The sequence below is a fragment of the Pseudoalteromonas sp. B131b genome (assembly GCF_037162545.1).
Taxonomy (GTDB): domain Bacteria; phylum Pseudomonadota; class Gammaproteobacteria; order Enterobacterales; family Alteromonadaceae; genus Pseudoalteromonas; species Pseudoalteromonas fuliginea.
Genome location: NZ_JARLUZ010000001.1, coordinates 1,003,911 through 1,026,690, shown reverse-complemented (window position 1 = coordinate 1,026,690; position 22,780 = coordinate 1,003,911). Strand labels below are relative to the sequence as shown.

Below are 22,780 nucleotides of genomic sequence, written 5' to 3'. Positions count from 1 at the left end.
TCGTTTGACATATTATGTCTGAGTTAAGATTCTCACGGCCGACATATTATGTCAACCATGTTTTTTAATTTTTATACAATTCGCTTTCTATTTGCCATGCAGTTCGGTAGTAATCATATAATTGACCAGAGCCTAACCTATTGACCTCAACACTTTTAACTTGTTCAAAGTATTGATTGGGAAATACAAAGCTTGCCAATAAATATTCTTTACTAATCCACCTTGATGGCACAGGCATAGCCGTCGCATCATTAATACGGCCACTGGCCGACTGCCCCATTTTAGTAGCTATAGTCCAGCCCCACTGCCCAAACGAAGGTATGTTTTGCTGATACTGCTCAACATACTCAAACCCAGCCGCTTTAACTGTTTTAGCAATGCTTAAAAACGCTTTTTTAGCGTGGTAAGGTGAAGTTGATTGAACCGCCATTGCGCCATCGGGTGCTAATAACTGACGTACATGATTATAAAAGTAGTCACTGTACATTTTATTTAGATCAGGGTGATTTGGGTCCGGTAAGTCAATTAAGATGGTGTCGAACTGCTTAGATTGATCAAGCAGCTTTTCTACTTCTAAAAATGCATCACCCACAATTATGTTGGCTCGCGAGTCTTGCATCGATTTATTGTTTAGCTGTAGTAATCGCTTATTGATGTGCTCTGGCGGCGTAAAGTCACCGTCTTTATGACCAAATAAATTGAGAAGCTGCGCATCTAAATCTATTAGCGTTACTTCACTTACAGGCCACTTTAAAACATCTCTAAGTGCAAGCCCGTCACCACCACCAATTATTAATACACGGTCGTGTCTGTTAGAGGCAAGCATTGCAGGGTAAACCAGCATTGAATGATATATTTGCTCATCAATACTTGAGAACTGTAAACGCCCATTTAAATATAAATCGGTGATTGGCTGAGGTTGGTTTTTGCTTAATCTTTCGGTTAAAACTACGTGCTGGTATTTGGTTGCTTGCGAATAAATTACTTTATCTTTGTATAAAACATTACTTAGATTGTTCATCCAGCTACTGCCAAATACTAAAATAAAGCCAAACAATGCCAATAGTACTATATGGCAAACTAAAAGTGCCTTAGCAAAGCGCACATGGGTATGGTAACGCCATAAAAACGCGAGTCCTGCGATGATATTAAATAACGCCGTCCACGCCGCAGCTTGCATTATAGGCATTGAGAGCATGATGCTTACCCAAATGGCGGCACCAATACCAGCACCAATATAATCGGCACCATAAATAGTCCCTGCGTTGTTTTCTAAAAAACGGCCATAAACGTGCTGACGAATACGCGCTATAAGCGGTATTTCCATACCAATAAATAAGCCCAGTATTAAACCAAAAACATAAGGTAGAAAACGTGACCACTCTTGTAGCTTTTGAAATACGTAACCATTAAGTACAACATCAGGGGGTAAATTAAAAATGCTCGAAAATAAATGAGGAAGAGAATAACTTACAGCTATTACACCCGCTATCGCTAAAATGCAGCCCATGCCAACCAAAGCAATAATGCTTTCTAGCCAAGCAAAAGCGGTAAATGCATCTTTAAACCAGCGCGCTAAAAAAGCGCCTAAGCCCATTGCTACAATCATAGTACCAATCATGGCGTAAATAGCGCTTTCTACTGAGCCAAGTACACGGCCCGCATAATGAGACAGTAAGTATTCATAAATAAGGCCGCATCCAGCAAGCACGGCCATAACAGTAATTAGTAATATATCGTGCCCAAGTAAGCGAGACTTACTTGGGGAGTGTTGGTTGATGACACTGATTATGCGCCTAGTAAGGTTGCCATAGTGATACCTACAGCAAATGATACTGCTGCAGAAATAGTAGCTACACCTACATTTTTTTGACGATTAACTTCATCGGAAATATCGCAACCAGATAAAATTATTTTAATTGTCACTAAGTGCAAAATAATAAATGCGACAAGGCTCACAACAGCGCTAATAGCCCAGTATAGTAAACTCGCATTAATATTATCAGCAGCGTATGGCGCAACACCCGTTGCAGCTGTAATAGCTAATGCACTACCTATTAAAAATCCAGCATAACGAATACCCACAGCTAAGTTACCATCAACAATTGCTTGTTGTAGGCAGTCGCCACTTTTGTTTGTACGCTTAAATAACTGCACTCGGTATTGGCTAACAAGTAGTAATACAACACTACCTATAATAAAGGCGGCAATTACAATTGGAAGACCATGCCAGCCATCAGTAGCCACCCATAAAAGTGCTGAGCGAATAACTATTGCAACGCTAACAACATGACCAAAATCAATTATTGAAGCTGTAACGTTACCTTTAACTATTTCGTTGTGCAGGCTTACTTTACGAAGCGCTACTTTATCTTGGAAAAAGTGGCCCAACTTAATAAGTACAATAGCTAATGCGCCGTAAGCTAACATTTGCAGTGCTTCTTGTTGCAGTGTTGCAGCAAAAGCACCACTACTTACACCTGTTAATACAATCGCCAGTGCCACTAAACCAGCGGCAAAGCTAATACCAAAAGCAAAGTTATCACGCTCTGTTATTTCATCATTTGCGTGTAAGTTTGAAACCCAGCCTTTTATATATTTAAGGCTTACAAATAATAAAACAATAATTGCAAAATCAATCGCCAACGCTTGTAGCGACCACATAGTTATTCCATTAAATTCATACATATTATTCTAACTCCAACTTATTCTTTTACTTACCACGGCTCACGCCACGAGAGGTTCTGCTACCGCTATCACGCACCGTTCCTGAGCTATTGCTATAACTGCTAGAACGAGAATAACTACTGCGGCTTTTTGGTGGCGTATAACTACTACGGCTTAAACCGGATGCACCTGTTTTTTTACTCGCATAAGGGCTTGTAAACTGCTTACCTTGGCGTTGGTATGTTTGGCGCGTGCGTGTTTCTAGTGCGCTTTGGGTTTTAATTTGTTTAGGGCTTGAATAACGCGAACGGCCATAGTCATTGTAATAGCTATACTTTCGGCGCTTACTCCAGCTTCCATATTCAACACGGTCAAATACATCACCTAAAATACGGTACATTCCGTACCATTGCCAAAAGCTAATACCATTGCTATTTGATTGCCAGTTACCATAGTTAGGGTTACCTACCATTTGGTTACCAACACCCTCACCTTCAGCTTGCTTACTAATTGCGCCTACACGCGCTAAGGTGCCTTTCGACATATCAGCGAGCATATTAATAGGATCGGTTAACGCATCAGAAAATAGCGTAGGTTTAGATGCATCACGCAACAAATCAATGCTATGTAACGTATCTTCGTAAGGAGGAATTAAGTAAGTTCCTTTAATATCTTTAAGTCGCTGCGTTAAGCCACTATAAAGTGCACCTTGGCGGGTTGCATCAAGGGTAATTACATCAACAACTTTTGTAAGCTCTGGCTGTTGTTTTTTAAGAAGCTCGCCATACTCTTTAAGTAACACAGCATTGCGTACACTTCCGTTATCGAGGGCAGTACCAAGCTGAGACAGCTCCGTATCTACCTTTTTAATAGACTCTTGAATTGTTTGTTGCAGCTGCTCTTCTTTGGATTGACAACCCATAAGCACTGCGAACAAACAAAACAGGCTCATAAGTTTCCAAGCTTTAATATTCGACATTCATGTCACCTGATTTACTAAATTAACTCAGGTAGTTTTACACAGGTCACTTATTAAACCAACAATGAAATTGCAACAAAATGAGAAGAAACGAATGGTTATGAAATCAAAGTGTAATTTAGTAAAAATATTGAGCTATATCGTGAGGTTCGAATCGAAGTAAAAGCTTTATAGAGGTACGTGGAGTGCTTTTAATATCCTCGCTCAACTTACGTGTTCGGCGCTGAGTGAGTGTATGTTAATTGCACGCATTTCACTTTTCTGCAGACGTAAAAAAGCCCGAATCGTCAGATTCGGTCTTTCTACAATTTGAAGCCTGGTAATGTCCTACTTTCACATAGCAAATGCTACACTATCGTTGGCCGGGGCTCGCCTTCGAGCTGTTTTGTTTCACTACTGAGTTCGGTTTGGGCTCTTGGCTATTTATTAAATTTAAAAAAGTAAAAAACCCGTCACATTGCTGTAACGGGTTTCTTTAATTTGAAGCCTAGTAATGTCGTAGTGCCCACAGCGGTGGAGAACCACATAGCAAATGCTACACTATCTTTGTGTCGGGATATGAGTGTGTGTTAATTGCGCACATTTTACTTTTCTGCAGACGTAAAAAAGCCCGAATCGTTAGATTCGGGCTCTCTACAATTTGAAGCCTGGTAATGTCCTACTTTCACATAGCAAATGCTACACTATCATCGGCGCTGTTTCGTTTCACTACTGAGTTCGGCATGGGATCAGGTGGGTCCAAAACGCTATTGTCACCAAGCAAATATGGTGCAAAGAATTAATGACAAGCACGTAGTGCTACCATTTTCTTTGCGCAAGGTGCCTAAAATTTAACGCTACGCGCTAAGAGTCACCTCTTGAATTTGGAAAATATCTGATAATATTTTTTAAGTCTTTCTAAGTAATGTCTACTTTAGTCATATTAACTTCTTCGCTTGCTTCACTATCACATAAAACGCGTTTGGCGTTGTATGGTTAAGCCTCACGGGTAATTAGTACAAGTTAGCTTAATGGCTCACACCACTTCCACATCTTGCCTATCAACGTTGTAGTCTTCAACGGCCCTTCAGAGACTTTAAAAGTCTAGTGAGAACTCATCTCGAGGCCTGCTTCGCGCTTAGATGCTTTCAGCGCTTATCAGTTCCGAACGTAGCTACCGGGCAATGCCATTGGCATGACAACCCGAACACCAGCGGTTCGTTCACTCCGGTCCTCTCGTACTAGGAGCAACCCCTCTCAATTCTCAAACGCCCACGGCAGATAGGGACCGAACTGTCTCACGACGTTCTAAACCCAGCTCGCGTACCACTTTAAATGGCGAACAGCCATACCCTTGGGACCGACTTCAGCCCCAGGATGTGATGAGCCGACATCGAGGTGCCAAACACCGCCGTCGATATGAACTCTTGGGCGGTATCAGCCTGTTATCCCCGGAGTACCTTTTATCCGTTGAGCGATGGCCCTTCCATTCAGAACCACCGGATCACTATGACCTACTTTCGTACCTGCTCGACGTGTCTGTCTCGCAGTTAAGCTGGCTTCTACCATTACACTAACCGTACGATGTCCGACCGTACTTAGCCAACCTTCGTGCTCCTCCGTTACTCTTTAGGAGGAGACCGCCCCAGTCAAACTACCCACCAGGCACTGTCCGTAACCCCGATTCAGGGGCCAACGTTAGAACATCAAAACTACAAGGGTGGTATTTCAAGGTTGACTCCACAACAACTAGCGTCGCTGCTTCAAAGTCTCCCACCTATCCTACACATGTAGGTTCAATGTTCAGTGCCAAGCTGTAGTAAAGGTTCACGGGGTCTTTCCGTCTAGCCGCGGGTACACAGCATCTTCACTGCGATTTCAATTTCACTGAGTCTCGGGTGGAGACAGCGTGGCCATGGTTACACCATTCGTGCAGGTCGGAACTTACCCGACAAGGAATTTCGCTACCTTAGGACCGTTATAGTTACGGCCGCCGTTTACCGGGGCTTCGATCAAGAGCTTCTCCCTAAGGATAACCCCATCAATTAACCTTCCGGCACCGGGCAGGTGTCACACCGTATACGTCATCTTGCGATTTTGCACAGTGCTGTGTTTTTAATAAACAGTCCCAGCCACCTGGTCACTGCGGCTCCCGTCCGCTTAGAGAGCAAGTCTCATCACAGATAGGAGCGTACCTTCTCCCGAAGTTACGGTACGATTTTGCCTAGTTCCTTCACCCGAGTTCTCTCAAGCGCCTTAGTATTCTCTACCTGACCACCTGTGTCGGTTTGGGGTACGATTCCATATAATCTGAAGCTTAGAGGCTTTTCCTGGAAGTATGGCATCAGCAACTTCATCACCGTAGTGACTCGTCTCGTGTCTCAGGTTTAGTGTTCGTCCGGATTTACCTAAACAAACGCCCTACTCACTTTCACATAGACTACCAACGCTATGCTTGCTTAGCCTGCTCCGTCCCCCCATCGCAATTATATCGAGTACAGAAATATTAATCTGTTTCCCATCGACTACGCCTTTCGGCCTCGCCTTAGGGGTCGACTTACCCTACCCTGATTAACATGGGATAGGAACCCTTGGTCTTCCGGCGTGGGAGTTTTTCACTCCCATTATCGTTACTCATGTCAGCATTCGCACTTCTGATACCTCCAGCATACCTCCCGGTACACCTTCAACGGCTTACAGAACGCTCCCCTACCACTCAGAATAAATTCTGAATCCGCAGCTTCGGTGCATAGTTTAGCCCCGTTACATCTTCCGCGCAGACCGACTCGACCAGTGAGCTATTACGCTTTCTTTAAAGGATGGCTGCTTCTAAGCCAACCTCCTGGCTGTCTGGGCCTTTCCACATCGTTTCCCACTTAACTATGACTTTGGGACCTTAGCTGGCGGTCTGGGTTGTTTCCCTCTTCACGACGGACGTTAGCACCCGCCGTGTGTCTCCCGGATATTACTTTACGGTATTCGGAGTTTGCAAAGGGTTGGTAAGTCGGGATGACCCCCTAGCCTTAACAGTGCTCTACCCCCGTAAGTATTCGTCCGAGGCTCTACCTAAATAGATTTCGGGGAGAACCAGCTATCTCCCGGTTTGATTAGCCTTTCACTCCTAGCCACAGGTCATCCCCTAACTTTTCAACGTTAGTGGGTTCGGTCCTCCAGTTGATGTTACTCAACCTTCAACCTGCCCATGGCTAGATCACCGGGTTTCGGGTCTATACCTTGCAACTAATCGCCCAGTTAAGACTCGGTTTCCCTACGGCTACCCTATTCGGTTAACCTCGCTACAAAATATAAGTCGCTGACCCATTATACAAAAGGTACGCAGTCACCCAACAAGTGGGCTCCTACTGCTTGTACGTACACGGTTTCAGGTTCTATTTCACTCCCCTCACAGGGGTTCTTTTCGCCTTTCCCTCACGGTACTGGTTCACTATCGGTCAGTTGGGAGTATTTAGCCTTAGATGATGGTCCACCTATATTCAGTCAAAGTTTCACGTGCTCCGACCTACTCGATTTCACTTAAAATGTCTTTTCATGTACGGGACTATCACCCTGTATCGTGGCGCTTTCCAGCAGCCTTCCATTAACACATAATAAGCTTAAGGGCTGTTCCGATTTCGCTCGCCGCTACTTTCGGAATCTCGGTTGATTTCTTTTCCTACGGGTACTTAGATGTTTCAGTTCTCCGCGTTCGCCTCGTTAACCTATGTATTCAGTTAACGATACCTGCAAGCAGGTGGGTTTCCCCATTCGGAAATCTTAGTCTCAAGCGCTTTTTACTAGCTTGACTAAGCTTATCGCAAGTTAATACGTCCTTCATCGCCTCCAACTGCCAAGGCATCCACCGTGTACGCTTAGTCACTTAACCATACAACCCAAACGGGTCTTTGTTTTGTGACAGTTTAACTTCGCCAGAAGTCAATATTGAATACTAAAGTAGATACCAATCAATTAACTCATAGGAGTTAACTAAATGGCACTCAATGGTACTGCTACCATTGTTTTTTTACTTTTGAAAACTCTTGATAAATACAATGTATTCATCAGAATTTTATTATCAGCTTTTCCAAATTTTTAAAGAGCATATTAATTAGTTATCCCAAAGGGACACGCACTAATTAACAATCATCTGTGTGGACACTACGAACAAATAAGTTCTAAATCGTATAAGGAGGTGATCCAGCCCCAGGTTCCCCTAGGGCTACCTTGTTACGACTTCACCCCAGTCATGAATCACTCCGTGGTAAACGTCCTCCCGAGGGTTAGACTATCTACTTCTGGAGCAACCCACTCCCATGGTGTGACGGGCGGTGTGTACAAGGCCCGGGAACGTATTCACCGCGTCATTCTGATACGCGATTACTAGCGATTCCGACTTCATGGAGTCGAGTTGCAGACTCCAATCCGGACTACGACGCACTTTAAGTGATTCGCTTACCTTCGCAGGTTCGCAGCACTCTGTATGCGCCATTGTAGCACGTGTGTAGCCCTACACGTAAGGGCCATGATGACTTGACGTCGTCCCCACCTTCCTCCGGTTTATCACCGGCAGTCTCCTTAGAGTTCTCAGCATTACCTGCTAGCAACTAAGGATAGGGGTTGCGCTCGTTGCGGGACTTAACCCAACATCTCACAACACGAGCTGACGACAGCCATGCAGCACCTGTATCAGAGTTCCCGAAGGCACCAAACCATCTCTGGTAAGTTCTCTGTATGTCAAGTGTAGGTAAGGTTCTTCGCGTTGCATCGAATTAAACCACATGCTCCACCGCTTGTGCGGGCCCCCGTCAATTCATTTGAGTTTTAACCTTGCGGCCGTACTCCCCAGGCGGTCTACTTAATGCGTTAGCTTTGAAAAACAGAACCGAGGCTCCGAGCTTCTAGTAGACATCGTTTACGGCGTGGACTACCGGGGTATCTAATCCCGTTTGCTCCCCACGCTTTCGTACATGAGCGTCAGTGTTGACCCAGGTGGCTGCCTTCGCCATCGGTATTCCTTCAGATCTCTACGCATTTCACCGCTACACCTGAAATTCTACCACCCTCTATCACACTCTAGTTTGCCAGTTCGAAATGCAGTTCCCAGGTTGAGCCCGGGGCTTTCACATCTCGCTTAACAAACCGCCTGCGTACGCTTTACGCCCAGTAATTCCGATTAACGCTCGCACCCTCCGTATTACCGCGGCTGCTGGCACGGAGTTAGCCGGTGCTTCTTCTGTCAGTAACGTCACAGCTAACGGGTATTAACCGTTAACCTTTCCTCCTGACTGAAAGTGCTTTACAACCCGAAGGCCTTCTTCACACACGCGGCATGGCTGCATCAGGCTTGCGCCCATTGTGCAATATTCCCCACTGCTGCCTCCCGTAGGAGTCTGGGCCGTGTCTCAGTCCCAGTGTGGCTGATCATCCTCTCAAACCAGCTAGGGATCGTCGCCTTGGTGAGCCATTACCTCACCAACTAGCTAATCCCACTTGGGCCAATCTAAAGGCGAGAGCCGAAGCCCCCTTTGGTCCGTAGACATTATGCGGTATTAGCAGTCGTTTCCAACTGTTGTCCCCCACCTCAAGGCATGTTCCCAAGCATTACTCACCCGTCCGCCGCTCGTCAGCAAAGTAGCAAGCTACTTTCTGTTACCGCTCGACTTGCATGTGTTAGGCCTGCCGCCAGCGTTCAATCTGAGCCATGATCAAACTCTTCAATTAAAAAGTTTTATGTCTTTCGACAGCTCAATGAATTCTGAATTTTTTAATATCTTTCGATATTGAATTGACTGTGCCGAATAATTACCGAAATAACTATTCTGTTGGTCACTCAGTTTTCAATTGAGACTCTAATTTTTTTGCCTCGCTACCTAAGTAGCTTGGCTGTTAGAACTCAATCTGTACGAGTGCCCACACAGATGATTGCTTTATATTGTTAAAGAACGTTTTGAGTCGCTTTAGCGTCTCAAGGGATGCGAATAATACACCCTTTATTTTTCGAGTCAATACTTTGTTTTAAACTTTCTTTTTAGAAGATTTAAAACCGAAGTTTTATTTAACTCTCTGAGTAGTTCGTGCTTTGCTATGCTTCAGCGTTTCCCGTCTCAGTGGGGTCGCATTATAGGGAGATTCGAGCGGGGGTCAATGTTTTATTTCAGCTTTTTGACAATTAAATGAATTTAGTATGAAAGCTATACAAATAAAGGGCTACAGGATACTTTTAGTTTAAAAAACACGCACAACATATGTATCTATTGATGAGGTATTAGTAAGGTTTAAACTAAGCTGTATGTTAAACAAACAACACACAGCTTTATTTTAAATTAAAGGTTTATTTAGATGCTATTTCCCATACGGCAATGGAGCCTGATATTTCATTTCCAACGATTAAGAGTGGGTTTCCTGTAGCACTCTGCTCTGCTGGAACGAATTCCATTCCTTCAGGCGCTAAATCGCCTGTAATATTAGCGTCTTTAATTAAGCCTCTATTATAGAAGTAGTCTTCAAACTGCACATTGTATGGATTAGTAATGTCGTACACCATAATGCCGCCCATACGCTCAAGCCCTATAAAAGCAAATGTACGATCGTCAATTTTACCAATAGTCAGCGCTTCAGGCTCTGCGCCTTTATCATCTGAACGTGAGTCACCTTTGTTTTCATCTTCATTATTGTTAAATGATTCACCATGCACAGATGCTGTTATACGTGCTATATCGTCGCCTGAATCAAAAACCACCAGCCCATTGCTATCCCAAATAGTAAAAGAACGTGCGCCATAGCCGTAAAGCGATTCGTATTGTCCGTCGTTATTGGTATCGCCTTTTATTGTTGTTACTTTTAAGCGACCAATATCATCATCGTCATTATTTAAGTAATCAAAATTAGCAGCAAGCGTTAAGTCTTCAACGCGGCTTTCATCTATATAAGCTAAGCAGCCATCGTCTTTATCGTAATCAAGTCCGCCCTTTGCTATACAGTCTGCTTCATCCGTTGTATCAAAAAAGTATTCTCTTGCGTCACCTTCGTTGGCAGTAACTATAAAGTTAGCGCCTTTCCAACTAAAGCTTGAGATAGTATCGGGCTGGTACATACCATAGAGCCCTGGGTATGATTTAAAATTCACGCCGCCGTCTTTATCTGAGGCATCAAGTTGTAAGCTTGACCAATCTTTAAAGCCTAAGCCCTTTAGCTTAAGACTGTTGTCTTGTAGGTTAACTATTGCAAGTGCATTGTTTTCTTGAATAGATACATAAGCATATTTGTTATCTTTAGAAATGCTAACGTACTCGGGCTCTAAATCCATAGCTACTGTAGTATTTATTAGATTACCGTTAATAGTACGACCATTTGGGTTTGCAAAAACTCCCCTTGCGCTTCTAGTTCGGTTTGTTTGTTGTTATAGGCTTTAAAATCAATATTTATTGCTGTATCGGCTATTACACTATTTTTTATATCGATAATACTAATAGAACCTTCAGGATCTACGCTGTAGTCGCCACTTGGTTCACCTTCGTTAGCAACCACTGCCTTTGCGCCATCATGGGTGAACGCCACCATGTCTGGTAAAAATCCGACTGTAACATTTTTAATAAATACAGGTGAGTCGCCGCTTATATCGTAAAAAGCAATTTGACCTGCATCACCCGTGCTTTCAGCAGCCATTGCCACTGCAAGTAGATTGTTATTTTCATCAATAGCAATGCTGTTTGCATCGCCTTGGGTAAACTCGTTTAAAGGCAACGTAATAACGGATGTTAAATTTGTGCCGTTTATAACCCCTTCGTTATCTTTAACAAGTGCGGCAGTGTCAAAGGTGTCGGCGGGTAAAATATTAACAACAGCGTCATCACCTGAACTGTTAATAGCGTAAATCCATTTTTTAGATGCTTGATATGCAACTATTTCAGCTGCACCTTCTGGGTTTTGTGCATTTAATACACCTCTACCCACAAGGTAAATATTTAATGCTGAATTGGCATTTATACCATTTAACCCATTAGTCCCACCTGTGCCTTGTTCTCCCTGTAATCCTTGAGAGCCGTTTTGACCATCGTCACCATCAAGTGAGCAACCAGTAAGAACAGATATAAGTGACAGCGCAATAATTGATTTTTTAAACATGTAATTTTCCTTAGTATTGTATTTGCTAAATATCAACACACAGGCATGACAAGATTATGGCAGTTTTAATACAGCCCCTTAGCCTAAGTAATTAGCTTATACGCTAGCGGAGTTATTAAAATTAAAGCGGCCGTATAACCAAGAATTTTTACAGTCGGGGAATACTCTCGTTTAATTGCAACCCCTAGCAAAGGTCTAAGTACATCAATACGTGTAATACACCATGTAATAACACCGCAAAAAGACCAAGTCCCTGTAATAATGATGAATGGTTCAGCAACAGGCCCTAAACTTAAAGGCTGTAGTAAAAAACACAAAACAATCAAAATGCTTTGATGCAATAAATAAAAGGGAAACACCCATACATTGAGCTGTTTTAAATAGTAAGTATTAAAATTTAAAAATCGACGAGCGAGCGCAAGTACAAAAAATACACCTACAACACGTTGAATATTGTAGCTACCGATTAAAATAAAATGAGGAAGAGTAAACACCTTCTGATAACTTAATATTATAAGTACAAACAAAACCGCAAAACTCAAAGCCAGTAATACCAAATTTTTATTTAAGCAGTTCCAAAAGTAAGTGTTTTTGGCAAGTATGTATCCTGCGAGTAGCAGTATTAAGCCGTTAGTCTCTCTGATTGAATCGCCAGTTAAGTAATGGCTTGTAAATAGTACGGCAATAGTGAGCAAGGTAATTAAAAGCCCAAATGACATATCCCCTTTAACAAATGTTTTTAAAGGCGTAATAAAAGGCAAGCGTGCAAAAAGAGTTAAAACGATAATGATCAGCATAAATTGCCACAACGAGCGCAAATACCACAAGTGATTTACATCCACATGCGGCCACACTCCAGACTGATAATTAATAAAAAGCGTATTGTTAGTCTCTATAAAAGCTAAATAAAATTGCCAATAACTAATATCAATAACACCGTGCTGCGACATTTCTGCAAACAGCTGTAAAGGCACTATTAGCCATAGTCCCACCAGCAAGGGTAATAGTAAAAAATAGAACGGTATAAGGTGAAATGTAACCAAGATTTAAAGCTGCTTACTTTATCAATCATAAAACGCAGTGCTACGCCCGAAATAAACCAAATGAGCAACATGCGCCAAGGTGAAAACACCAACATTAAATATTCAACATACTGTGATGTATAGCTACTTTTAAAATGAAATCCCCAGTTTTCGCTATACAACATGCCAATGTGATAAAAAATTAGCGACGCAAATGCGATTACCCTAAGCCAATCAAGATAATATTTACGCAAATTAACTAATGAAGGTTGTTGTGTTTGAGTGTTCATGCTTTTACTACTTTATGTATGTTATGCGTTATTCATACCTAAAGCTCTCGCTAAAACTATCTACAAGTGCTTATATTACAGGCAATAGTGATAAAAGGTGGTATACAGGGATAAGCGTGCCACATTAGCAATAAGCATACATTTATGAACCTACAGCACTTTCAACGTTTTCAAAGCATTTACGCATCAGTATTACTGTGTGCTTACGTATTAATTAATAATACAGTAAACGCTACAACCCAAATAATGGAAGCCCAAAGAGAAGGCGCTTTAACTTTTTTAATGTGGGAGCCATTTGTTTGGGAGTATTCAAGTGCCTTGAGTACTTTGCTTATATTCCCTATTTTAATTTGGTTTTTAAGACACTTATCTTTTAATTGGCAAAATATTACGGCTTCATTAGGTATGTACTTTGGTGCCTCTATTATATTTAGCGTGTTACACGTTGGTATTATGGTAGGGGTTCGTAAATTCATATATTTGTTGAATGATGGGTCTTACAACTTTGGACTTAGCTGGTTTGAGCTTATTTATGAATACCAGAAAGACGCTATAAGCTTTGTGTTTTTCATCGTACTTATCAAAGTATATCAATATGTGGTGCAGCAGCTACTAGGTGAAGCTTCTTCAATTGAAGAAAGTGAGCAGCAAACAACATCGACCATAAATCGCTTATTGGTTAAAAAGCTCGGTAAGGAATTCATTATAAAAATAGAGGATGTTGATTGGCTTGAATCGTCGGGTAATTATGTAAACCTACATATAGGCTCACGTATATATCCGTTAAGGGCAACACTTACAGCATTAAGTAAACAACTTGAAAAGCAGGGGTTTTGTAGAATTCACCGCAGCCATGGCGTAAAACTCGATAAAGTGGAGTCCATTACACCACTACCTAGTGGCGACAGTGAAATAAAACTAACAACAGGTAAAGTACTAAACCTATCTAGACGCTATAAAGAGCAATTTAAACTAACGTTGCAATAATACAAATCAAACAAGCGATAATGGCTTACACTAAAATCAGTGGCCAAGTTTAGTTGGCCACCAGCTTATCTGACACACTTAACTGTAAATCAAGATCTGAAAGCGCATTATTTTGTTCAAACAAACTTAAAGAGGTTTGCCAAATATCGATTTGATGCTCATTTAATTGTAGTTCCAAGTTTTTAGCCTTTCACTCAGTTAAAAGGCTATTTAAATCACTGCGAATTAATATTTGCGGATTAAATAACTTTTGCGGTACATCAATTGGCTTAATTTCATCATAAGCAATCACTGTTTTTTTACCTGGCTGCATTTGATCGATTAACGACATAGAAATCACTTTAACTTTGTTGTTTCTCTCACCTCTTTCAAAGGTAGCCGTTTTGGCATGTTTGCCAGAACGAAGATACAACTCTGCTTGCAATGGAAATAAATCGGCTTTATCAACGGTAAGTTGAATTTTTTGATAGCTCGCCTTTTCTGAATAAGCCGTTAAATTAAACACTATGACAGCTTCATTCGTTTCATAAGACTCTATATCGTAATCTTGACTCCAACTAAGTGTCGCAATATCGCCCAGTGATGCCTCCCCCAATAATTTTTGTAAAGGGGTTATGCGTATTGGTCGTCGGCTTTTCGGCATGAACATCCAATAATCATTTTCCTTCATCAAGACCTTTTGTCCTTGCTCTGAAGCCGTTTTAAAAACAACAAGTGATTGTTTATTGATAGATGAATAAACATCATATTGCTTTTCACTTTTTAGCTTCTCTTTATTATATGCACTGACTGTTGCCGAAATTTTTACTGACTCTGCTTCACTTCGATAAGCATCAACGTTGACAAGAGCTGCTTGCAGATCAAATCCACCTTCGTATTGTTCATTTACAGTTTGCGCAACAGCTGATACAGAAATAAGCAACAGCGCACAGATAGATATAATATTTTTAAATTTAAACATGACTTAGCGCCTCTGTAATTGATTTTGAACTGCCTTTATATGCAGCCTTTAGTGCCGCTAATACACATACCAATACCATAGTAAGTAATACAATACCTGCTACTTCCCATGAGAAAGTAATGGTTAAAGGGTAACCCTGATTGCTACCTGGCGGTGGTGGCATTTCTAAACCTAAATAAACCAATCCCCAAGCAATGAAGGCAGATGCAACAATACCTAACGCCGCGCCAATGAACCCTATCATGCTTGACTCTAATACAAAGTTACGAATAATTTCCCATTGATAAGAGCCCATTGCCGATACAGTCCCTATTTCACGGGTTCTTTCACTAACAGTCATCGCCATCGTGTTTGAAATTGAGAAGAATACAAGTAACACCATAATTCCACCTAACAGGCCAAAAATACGGTTATAAAGATCTTTTACTGACTGATAATAGAATGCGCGCTTCCACCAAGGTGTAAACTCCAATGACTGGTCACGCTTCTGATAATCTAAAACTGTTTGTTGTGTTTTACTTATGTCAAATAAGTAAACCGACAATGAGCTGACTTTCTCGGTATACAACAATGATTGCGCATCTGATAGTTTCACATAGAGCTGTCGCTTATCTAAATCTGGCACACCTGTCGTATAAATACCCCTTATTGTAAAATCCATCGCATTCAACGCACCATCTGTCGTTGTCGACATGAGCGTAATATAATCCCCCACAGTCACCTTTAAGTTGCGTGCTAGCTCCTTACCTAATACACCTAATACAACTTCTGCTTCATCTTCATTACCAAAGTTTGATAATGCTTTACCTTCTAACATTGTTAAAAAAGGCCCTTTAACCATAAACTCTTCGGGGTCTACACCCAGACCAATAAAAATTGAGCTTTTTTCACCGTTAGATACAAGACCATTGAAGTTTATGCGTGGCAATACACTTTTAATGTCTTCGTCGGTTTCAAGTTGAGCTATTAACTTTTCAATATCAGATAAACCATATTGCAGCGGTGTATCTTCTTCTTTTAGAAATTTTTGATGTGTAATAATAAAATTACCTTCATCTCTAGCCGCTTTTTCTGCCAGTGATTGATAAGTAAATAAGGCAAAACCACTCGTCGTTAAAATAGCGGCAACGGCAACTGCAGCAACTAATATTGTGAATAATGAACGCCTACCATTTCGGCAAACGTTAAAAAATGCAAATGAGATCCAACGCATTATCCTGCCCTCCTATGAGCTTCATATGGATTAAATACCGATAAATTACCATCAGCTAGATTTAAAACACGATGACAGCGATCTGTCATACGATGGTCATGTGTTGCTACAATAAAGGTACAACCTAGGTCATTGCCTAAATCACGCATCAGATCAATGATCATATTCGCGGTCGATGTATCTAAATTTGCGGTGGGTTCATCCGCAATCACAATCTCAGGTCGCTTAACCAATGCTCGAGCAATAGCAACACGCTGCTGTTGACCACCTGACAATTGATCTGGCCGTTTAGATATATGACCTTTTAAACCAACTTTATTAATAATATCAACAACTTTATCCATTCTTTCTCGCTTATTCATATTAAGCATTAAAAGTGGATACTCCACGTTTTCATAAACAGACATCACTGGGATCAAATTATATCTCTGGAAGATAAATCCTAGTTTTTCACGACGAATTTGTGTCATTACTTTTTTATCTTTTGAGACTGCTTTACCTGCAAGCCAAATTTCACCTTTATAGTCATCGTCAAGCAAGCCACAAATGTTTAAAAGTGTTGATTTCCCGCTACCTGAAGGGCCACATAATGCAACAGTTTCCCCTTTTTTTATCTCAGCAGATACGCCTTTTAATGCGTCGACGACGACTTCTCCAGTCTTGTAAGACTTAACAATGTTCGAAAATTTAAGCATTACAATTATCCTTTTTCAGCCTTTGAAAGGCGCGCTAGAGCGTCAGACTTGTCGATGAATAATTTAGCTCTAGTTTGATCTTCTAATTTATTTGCAGCCAATGCGGCACATCTATAAGTTGATTGTTTTAGCTGTTTATCTAACTTCGAAAATCCATCACTATCGGCCAATACTTGATTTAATAAATGAGCGCCATGTTCAGCACGATTCATCATTTTTGGTACCTGCGCAAAGGTACAGCCAGCAGTCACATAAACGCTTGACTTAAGTGGATATGGCATTCCTTTAACTTGCTTAATTGCTTTATTTAATTTCGCAATGCCAGCTTCTGCGAATTTCATTTTTTGCCAAGGTTGACTGGTGTATCGTGCCTGCGTTGTTTCAGCACTTCCTAACATAGCTAAAACAACGGGATTTGATGCTTTATTGTTGAGTTCAGAAAGCGCGTTCACAGCAAGTTGATTTTGCTCTTGGGATCCAGCAAGTCCCTGTTGATATGCTGTAATAACATGCGCTGGGATTTCACTTGCAGTAACTGAAGAGCTTGCTAGTACAACACCTAAAAGCATTTTTTTAATCGTAGAAAATTGGTTCATTATCGTTATCCTGTATTGTTTCTGTTGATGAACATATCTTAAGAAACAATCACCATAGAATGTTAGGCAGGCGATAATCGGTTGAATAGGGAGATAAACGGGAAATAGTAATGATGAATATACTTTGTAGTCCTTTTTTAGGGGAGCGATCAAATTAGTAAGTTGAATTATGATAGTGATTAGAGCGCACTCAATACAATCAAAAAAGAGGTAAATCATGATTTACCTCTTTTACAGTATTAAATCCGCTTCAATAATGTGTTTTTCTACAAGGTAGAAGTGTATTGAAAAATAGTAGTTAGCTCATACTTTTTGTTATAAAGAGTGAGCTAACTTAGATTCTTCTATTAATGATGATTTATTCTAAATGATCAGGATAGTGAGTTCTTCTTGGATCGTAGTTAAACCAACTCAAGTTCTTTTATTTCCCTACCTATAAATATTTTTTGATAACTTAAGTCTACTTGTAAATTATATCTTTCATACAGCGACCTATGGTGGCCTTCATTGATAGCCCCACCAACTATCAATGGTGTAATCTCATTTGGTACGAGCTGCATGCCTGAGGATAAGCTTTTAATATTCTTTTTATGTAATTTCATTTCTAATTTATAGCTTAGTAACATAGTAGTACGTTATTACACCACACTAAGTTAAACATGCAATGTAAAACATTAACATTTGTACTTTTAATGTTAATATGAAATTATGATTATTTAAAATTTAAAGATGTTGATAGAAAGGAATTCCATGATAATCAATGGGTTGGTTGGAAATGCGCAAAGCGATGTGATGAGGGGTATCCTCAAAGAAATAACTCAAAAAATATCAGAAGAGATAATAAAAAAAGAGAGTGGTAATGGGCTATTAAATGGGCTGGCTGGTTACATCTTGTTTTTATACAATGCAGGTAAGTTTGAGGATATTTGTGTCGGTGATTCACTCCTAAATGAAAAAATGGAGCTTTTACAGGCTCAGTTAGCTAAGCAGTCCTTGGAGTTTAGTTCGGGATTAGCTGGGCAGGCATGGTTGTTGGAGTTTTTAAATCAATCAAATAAAGCTGATTACGATAGCGAGCTTCTTGAAAGTATAGATATTCTATTTGCTAATAGTTTGTCTCAGAATGATGTTTGGCTTGGTGAGATTGAAACAATACTAGGTCTAGCAGGTTACACACCTTATACAGCAAGACGTGCCCGTTTTACTGATCAAACAAGACTTTACAGTATTATCGTTAGAGCTTTTGAGCAAACAGCCACTTACTTTGATAATGGAAACATTACTTGGTCTCAACCCTATAAGTCGGCTTATAGGTTTAATCAAAATGATGAAAACTTACCTGAGTATAATTTAGGCTTAGCCCATGGTGTGCCAGGTATTATTGCTGCTTTAGTTCCTGTCCTATATATACCCAAACTAAAGGCAAGAGCGCGTAAGTTATTGTTAGGCAGTTGTGATTGGCTATTGACTAATCAAAACTGTAATTTAAGTAGTAACGCTTGTTTTGGCAGTTGTGCTGGTGATGGGGGAGATTCCCGTTTAGGTTGGTGTTATGGTGACTTAACAATTGCTTTGACTCTTATGCGCGCAGGGGTCGCTTTAAATATGCCTCATTATGTTGAAAGAGCACTAGGTATCGCTCGTCACGCAGCCAAGCGTGATGAAATTTCTGGTTACGTCAAGGATGCGGGGATTTGCCACGGTTACTTTGGGTTAATAATGATATTTAGCTTGTTAAATAAACTATCTCCACACCCAGATTTACAAGCAGCAATTAACTATTGGCTAAGTTTTGCTTTAGAGCAATATGAAGATAATGGAGTTAGCAGCTTTTACAGTTATAAAGGTGATGAAGGCGGTTATGAAGAGGATTTCAGTCTCTTAATGGGGTATTCAGGAATTGGGCTAGTAATTATAAGTCTTTTAAATGGTGAGTTTGGTTGGGCCGATAGTTTGCTAATTGATTAAAATACAAAAGGAAATTGGAATGACTAATAAAATAAAAAATGCTCCATTCTTTGTTGTACGTGCACCACGGTTAAGTAACGAACAACTTCTACAGTTTAATAATGCGAATGCTGATACTAATAAAATACTTGAAAGCTGGTTAGCTATGTATGGTGTTCAAGAAGCACTTTATTTAGCTAGCCCCTCGTTATTAGAACGCATAAATCTATGGCGTGAAAAACCAGACACTAAGCAAGGTAAAAAGGTATCACACGCTTTAATAAAATATATGATCCGGATGTGTTCAAGAGCAACACCGTTCGGTTTATTTTCGGGTGTAAGTAAAGGTGAGATCACTTCGGTTACAGATTTAATCTGTGGGGATTATAAAAAAGATAGCCGAAAGACTCGTTTAGACATGTTTTACCTAAATGAGCTTAAAGACTATTTTATCAAGCATACCTCGAAATCTGACACACTAAAATATAAACCAAATCCCTCTCATTATTTCATCGCGGAGCAGTGTCGTTACATAGAAGCTTACCTCTTCGATGATAGTATGCAATATCGTTTAAGCGCGGTGGAAAGTGACGAATATTTTAAATTTGCTTTAAATTTAGCAAGTACCGGGATTAGCTTTAATAACTTATGTAAGGCTTTTTGTGAGCAATATATAGATGCCGATAAAGAAGATGTAGAGTCATACATTCAAGATTTAATAGATGAAGGCATTTTAATAGCTGATATACCATTGCCATTAACTGGAGATTCTCCAGATTATGCTTTATTAAAGTCTATTCAAAATCTTAAAGAAAATATTTACGCTGATCATCTTGCTACAGTTTTGGTAAAAATGAGATCATCTAGATGAAGATAACTTAGGAAGCATTGCACCATACAAGCAATTACTTACACATTTAGATAAATTGCCAATAAAAGCACAAGAAAATAAGCTGTTTCAAGCTGATATATATCGCAACTACAGTACTTGTTATTTAAGCGAAATAGAAATTAACCGCTTGCAAAAGCAACTTGAGCTACTGTCTGGTTTGAGCTTGAACGAAAGAAGCAATCCTTTATCCCCGTTTATTAACCAATTTAATGCTCGTTTTGAAGGGCAGTTTGTAGCACTTGATGTCATTTTAGATGATGAAACAGGGATTGGTATTTCAAATGAAACAGGCTATGAAGCACCTTTGGTTGCCGGCTTACACTTCGCTCGGGCTGGCGGTATTGTCAATACTCCGGCAGGTGTGAGTCTAATTGATGCAATTATTGAAGAAGCAATTAGTTTACCAAAAAATCGCAATAAAAACTGTATTGCTCTAAAAAGTAAAGAACTCAAAGTTAAAGCGACAAATACTGACGCACTAAAATATTATCCCAGCTCTTTTGCTGCAATGCTAAGTTTGTACGAAGATGATAAACACAATCCTATAATTAAGTTTAATGGCTGCTATGGGCCATCATCAGCAAATTTATTAGGCCGTTTTTGTCATTTAGATGAAAGTTTAAAAAATGCAGTGAGGGAAGAGTTAAGGCTAGAACAGGCGCATTCTCCAGATGTTATTTTTGCTGAAGTTGTACATATGCCAGAAGGGCGACCCGGTAACGTTATTGCTCGTCCGCATTTACGTGAATACGAGATTGTATTTATGGCTGACAGCAGCCTAAATGACGAATATCAAATTCATTTAAGTGATTTATATGTTTGGGTTGAAGGCCATCAGGTTAAGCTCTGGAGTAAGCGATTAAATAAACAAATTGTTCCGCGCTTGTCATGTGCACACAATTATTCTTCGCGCAGCCTTAGTGCATATAAATTTTTATGCATGCTGCAACATCAAGATGGGCGAGTACCTCAGTTTTCTATGCCGCAAAGTACAACCAGAGATAGTTTTGTACCACGGATAATGTTAGATAATTTAGTGCTTAGTGAAAAAACATGGCGCATCGATAGAAAATATCTACAAGAAGTGTTAATTGATGGCCAGCTTAATATGGATAAGCTCAATACTCTCTTAGCTACCTTCCAATTAGACCCGCAAGTTTGTTATGCAATGTTTGATAATATTTTGCAATTGGACTTGCGAAACTCAGACATGTTTGAAATTTTACTAGCAGAGACTAAAGGACAAACCAAGGTTGAATTAAAGGAGGTTTTATCTTCTAGTTTTTCCTCACGTGTAAAAGATGAACAAGGGCATCATTATAATAATGAAGTAATAGTACCTTTTAGAAATACAGCGGCAAAAGTACATAAGCACTTTGTAGGTGAGCCACTTGCAAATATATCGGCCAAGCCAATTAAAAGAAGGTTTAGTGCTGGTTCTGAGTGGCTCAGTTTAAAAATTTATAGCGGTAATTCTTTAGTTGAACAACTTCTGTGTGAGAAGTTACTTCCACTCATTGAGTCAAACAAAAACCTTTATAACAAGTGGTTTTTTATTAGATACTCAGATCCAGACTGGCATATTAGAGTTCGTTTTCATGGAAAGCCAAATATATTATGTGGTGAGTTACTACCTTTATTAAATAACCAACTTGATCCAATGATCGAAAGCGGTGAATTACATAAAGTAGAGCTAATGACATATGAGCGAGAAGTTGAGCGCTATGGTGGGCCTGAGTCCATAGCCTTGGCTGAATCTTTATTTATGTATGATAGTGAGTTAATTACAAACGCATGTTTACTAGTCGACGACCACGGTGAAGATATACGTTGGCGAATAGCATTAAATTATACACATAAGTTACTCAATCTATTTAATTACACGGATGATGAGCGTTTAAGTTTGATTAGCCGTTTACGAGATGGTTTTGGTAATGAGTTTAACGAAAATAGTATTTTACGTAAGCAGTTAGGTAGCCGTTTTCGAGAGTATCAAGATCAGTTAAATGACGACTTCATTAAGCTAAATACTGTTGATACAGATGGCCTTGATGAAACGCAAAAGTTTATTTTTAAATTACTTAAAGAATGGCAAAATAACGCTGAGCCAATTGTTAAAGCCTTAGTTAAGCTCATTAAAGAAAATAAGCTTAACTGTACACGAGATTCACTTTTAGGCTCACTTTTACACATGCATAATAACCGTATATTTAAAGCATATGGAAGAGAGCAAGAGTTTGTAATACATGATTTGCTAAGGAGAAAATACTTTTCTACAGGTAAAGCTAAATAAAAAAAGCGCGTTTAAAGTTGTAATACCTTTAAACGCGCTTATATATTTTACCAATCCTCGCTACAATAACGCTATTCAATTAAGTGTGTTTTTCAGTCAAGATTCAGTACTAATAAACTAACCTACTGAGTATTTGCA

General features: G+C 40.0%; 14 protein-coding genes, 3 rRNA genes and 1 pseudogene. 4 read left to right on the top strand and 14 right to left on the bottom strand.

The genetic code is table 11. The features are described 5' to 3' along the window. Nucleotides 1–64: 64 nt before the first annotated feature. The 9 genes and pseudogenes from P4S65_RS04740 to P4S65_RS04700 all read right to left on the bottom strand — a co-directional run bounded on the left by P4S65_RS04740 (nt 65) and on the right by P4S65_RS04700 (nt 13,058). Nucleotides 65–1,717: a polyamine aminopropyltransferase gene (locus P4S65_RS04740; RefSeq protein ID WP_442961665.1), complete on the bottom strand. Its 1,653-nt coding sequence runs from the start codon at nt 1,715–1,717 to the stop codon at nt 65–67. Between the two features lie 71 nt (nt 1,718–1,788). Beyond that, the gene (locus tag P4S65_RS04735) at nt 1,789–2,688 is read right to left on the bottom strand and encodes a DUF350 domain-containing protein (protein WP_033032158.1); all 900 of its coding nucleotides are present in this window, start codon (nt 2,686–2,688) and stop codon (nt 1,789–1,791) included. A gap of 25 nt (nt 2,689–2,713) precedes the next feature. Beyond that, the gene (locus P4S65_RS04730; RefSeq protein ID WP_337119671.1) at nt 2,714–3,646 is read right to left on the bottom strand and encodes a CHAD domain-containing protein; all 933 of its coding nucleotides are present in this window, start codon (nt 3,644–3,646) and stop codon (nt 2,714–2,716) included. A 645-nt stretch (nt 3,647–4,291) separates the two neighbouring features. Next, nucleotides 4,292–4,406, bottom strand: a 5S ribosomal RNA gene (gene rrf / locus P4S65_RS04725). 211 nt (nt 4,407–4,617) lie between these two features. Then, nucleotides 4,618–7,508, bottom strand: a 23S ribosomal RNA gene (locus P4S65_RS04720). Between the two features lie 299 nt (nt 7,509–7,807). Next, nucleotides 7,808–9,343 (bottom strand): 16S ribosomal RNA (locus P4S65_RS04715). The 16S, 23S and 5S rRNA genes sit together here, the layout of an rRNA operon. 610 nt (nt 9,344–9,953) lie before the next feature. Then, a pseudogene (locus tag P4S65_RS04710) lies at nt 9,954–11,746 on the bottom strand (choice-of-anchor I family protein). 83 nt (nt 11,747–11,829) lie between these two features. Beyond that, entirely contained in the window at nt 11,830–12,720 is an 891-nt protein-coding gene (locus tag P4S65_RS04705) for a hypothetical protein (protein WP_337119670.1), read from the bottom strand. Between the two features lie 2 nt (nt 12,721–12,722). Then, on the bottom strand, nt 12,723–13,058 hold the full coding sequence (locus P4S65_RS04700; protein WP_337119669.1) for a hypothetical protein: 336 nt from the start codon (nt 13,056–13,058) through the stop codon (nt 12,723–12,725). A gap of 144 nt (nt 13,059–13,202) precedes the next feature. Between P4S65_RS04700 and P4S65_RS04695 the strand changes: the two genes are divergently transcribed. After that, nucleotides 13,203–14,045 carry a LytR/AlgR family response regulator transcription factor gene (locus tag P4S65_RS04695; protein WP_337119668.1) on the top strand — a complete coding sequence of 281 codons (843 nt, stop codon included), beginning with the start codon at nt 13,203–13,205 and terminating at the stop codon, nt 14,043–14,045. A gap of 49 nt (nt 14,046–14,094) precedes the next feature. On the opposite strand, the gene P4S65_RS04690 is transcribed toward P4S65_RS04695, so the two are convergent. From P4S65_RS04690 to P4S65_RS04670, 5 genes are read right to left on the bottom strand one after another with little or no spacing between them, the layout of a single operon-like run. After that, on the bottom strand, nt 14,095–14,223 hold the full coding sequence (locus P4S65_RS04690) for a hypothetical protein (RefSeq protein ID WP_282098404.1): 129 nt from the start codon (nt 14,221–14,223) through the stop codon (nt 14,095–14,097). 12 nt (nt 14,224–14,235) lie between these two features. Beyond that, nucleotides 14,236–15,006, bottom strand: a complete 771-nt coding sequence (locus tag P4S65_RS04685) for an outer membrane lipoprotein-sorting protein (protein WP_008137622.1) — start codon at nt 15,004–15,006, stop codon at nt 14,236–14,238. Next, complete coding sequence (locus P4S65_RS04680; protein ID WP_337119667.1) at nt 14,999–16,219, bottom strand: ABC transporter permease; 1,221 nt, start codon at nt 16,217–16,219, stop codon at nt 14,999–15,001. The genes P4S65_RS04685 and P4S65_RS04680 overlap by 8 nt, the downstream gene beginning before the upstream one ends. Continuing rightward, nucleotides 16,219–16,914 carry an ABC transporter ATP-binding protein gene (locus P4S65_RS04675; RefSeq protein WP_096794035.1) on the bottom strand — a complete coding sequence of 232 codons (696 nt, stop codon included), beginning with the start codon at nt 16,912–16,914 and terminating at the stop codon, nt 16,219–16,221. Before P4S65_RS04675 ends, P4S65_RS04680 begins: the two co-directional genes overlap by 1 nt. Nucleotides 16,915–16,919: 5 nt before the next feature. Further along, nucleotides 16,920–17,510 carry a hypothetical protein gene (locus tag P4S65_RS04670; RefSeq protein ID WP_337119666.1) on the bottom strand — a complete coding sequence of 197 codons (591 nt, stop codon included), beginning with the start codon at nt 17,508–17,510 and terminating at the stop codon, nt 16,920–16,922. A 750-nt stretch (nt 17,511–18,260) separates the two neighbouring features. On the opposite strand from P4S65_RS04670, the gene P4S65_RS04665 reads away from it, so the two are divergent. Genes P4S65_RS04665 through P4S65_RS04655 form a run of 3 tightly spaced genes read left to right on the top strand, consistent with a single transcriptional unit; the run spans nt 18,261 to nt 22,642 of the window. After that, on the top strand, nt 18,261–19,478 hold the full coding sequence (locus P4S65_RS04665; RefSeq protein ID WP_096794038.1) for a lanthionine synthetase C family protein: 1,218 nt from the start codon (nt 18,261–18,263) through the stop codon (nt 19,476–19,478). A 19-nt stretch (nt 19,479–19,497) separates the two neighbouring features. Continuing rightward, a complete protein-coding gene (locus tag P4S65_RS04660; protein WP_337119665.1) occupies nt 19,498–20,328 on the top strand; it encodes a lantibiotic dehydratase in 831 nt (276 codons plus the stop codon). A 55-nt stretch (nt 20,329–20,383) separates the two neighbouring features. After that, nucleotides 20,384–22,642: a lantibiotic dehydratase gene (locus tag P4S65_RS04655; protein ID WP_337119664.1), complete on the top strand. Its 2,259-nt coding sequence runs from the start codon at nt 20,384–20,386 to the stop codon at nt 22,640–22,642. Nucleotides 22,643–22,780 lie beyond the last annotated feature (138 nt).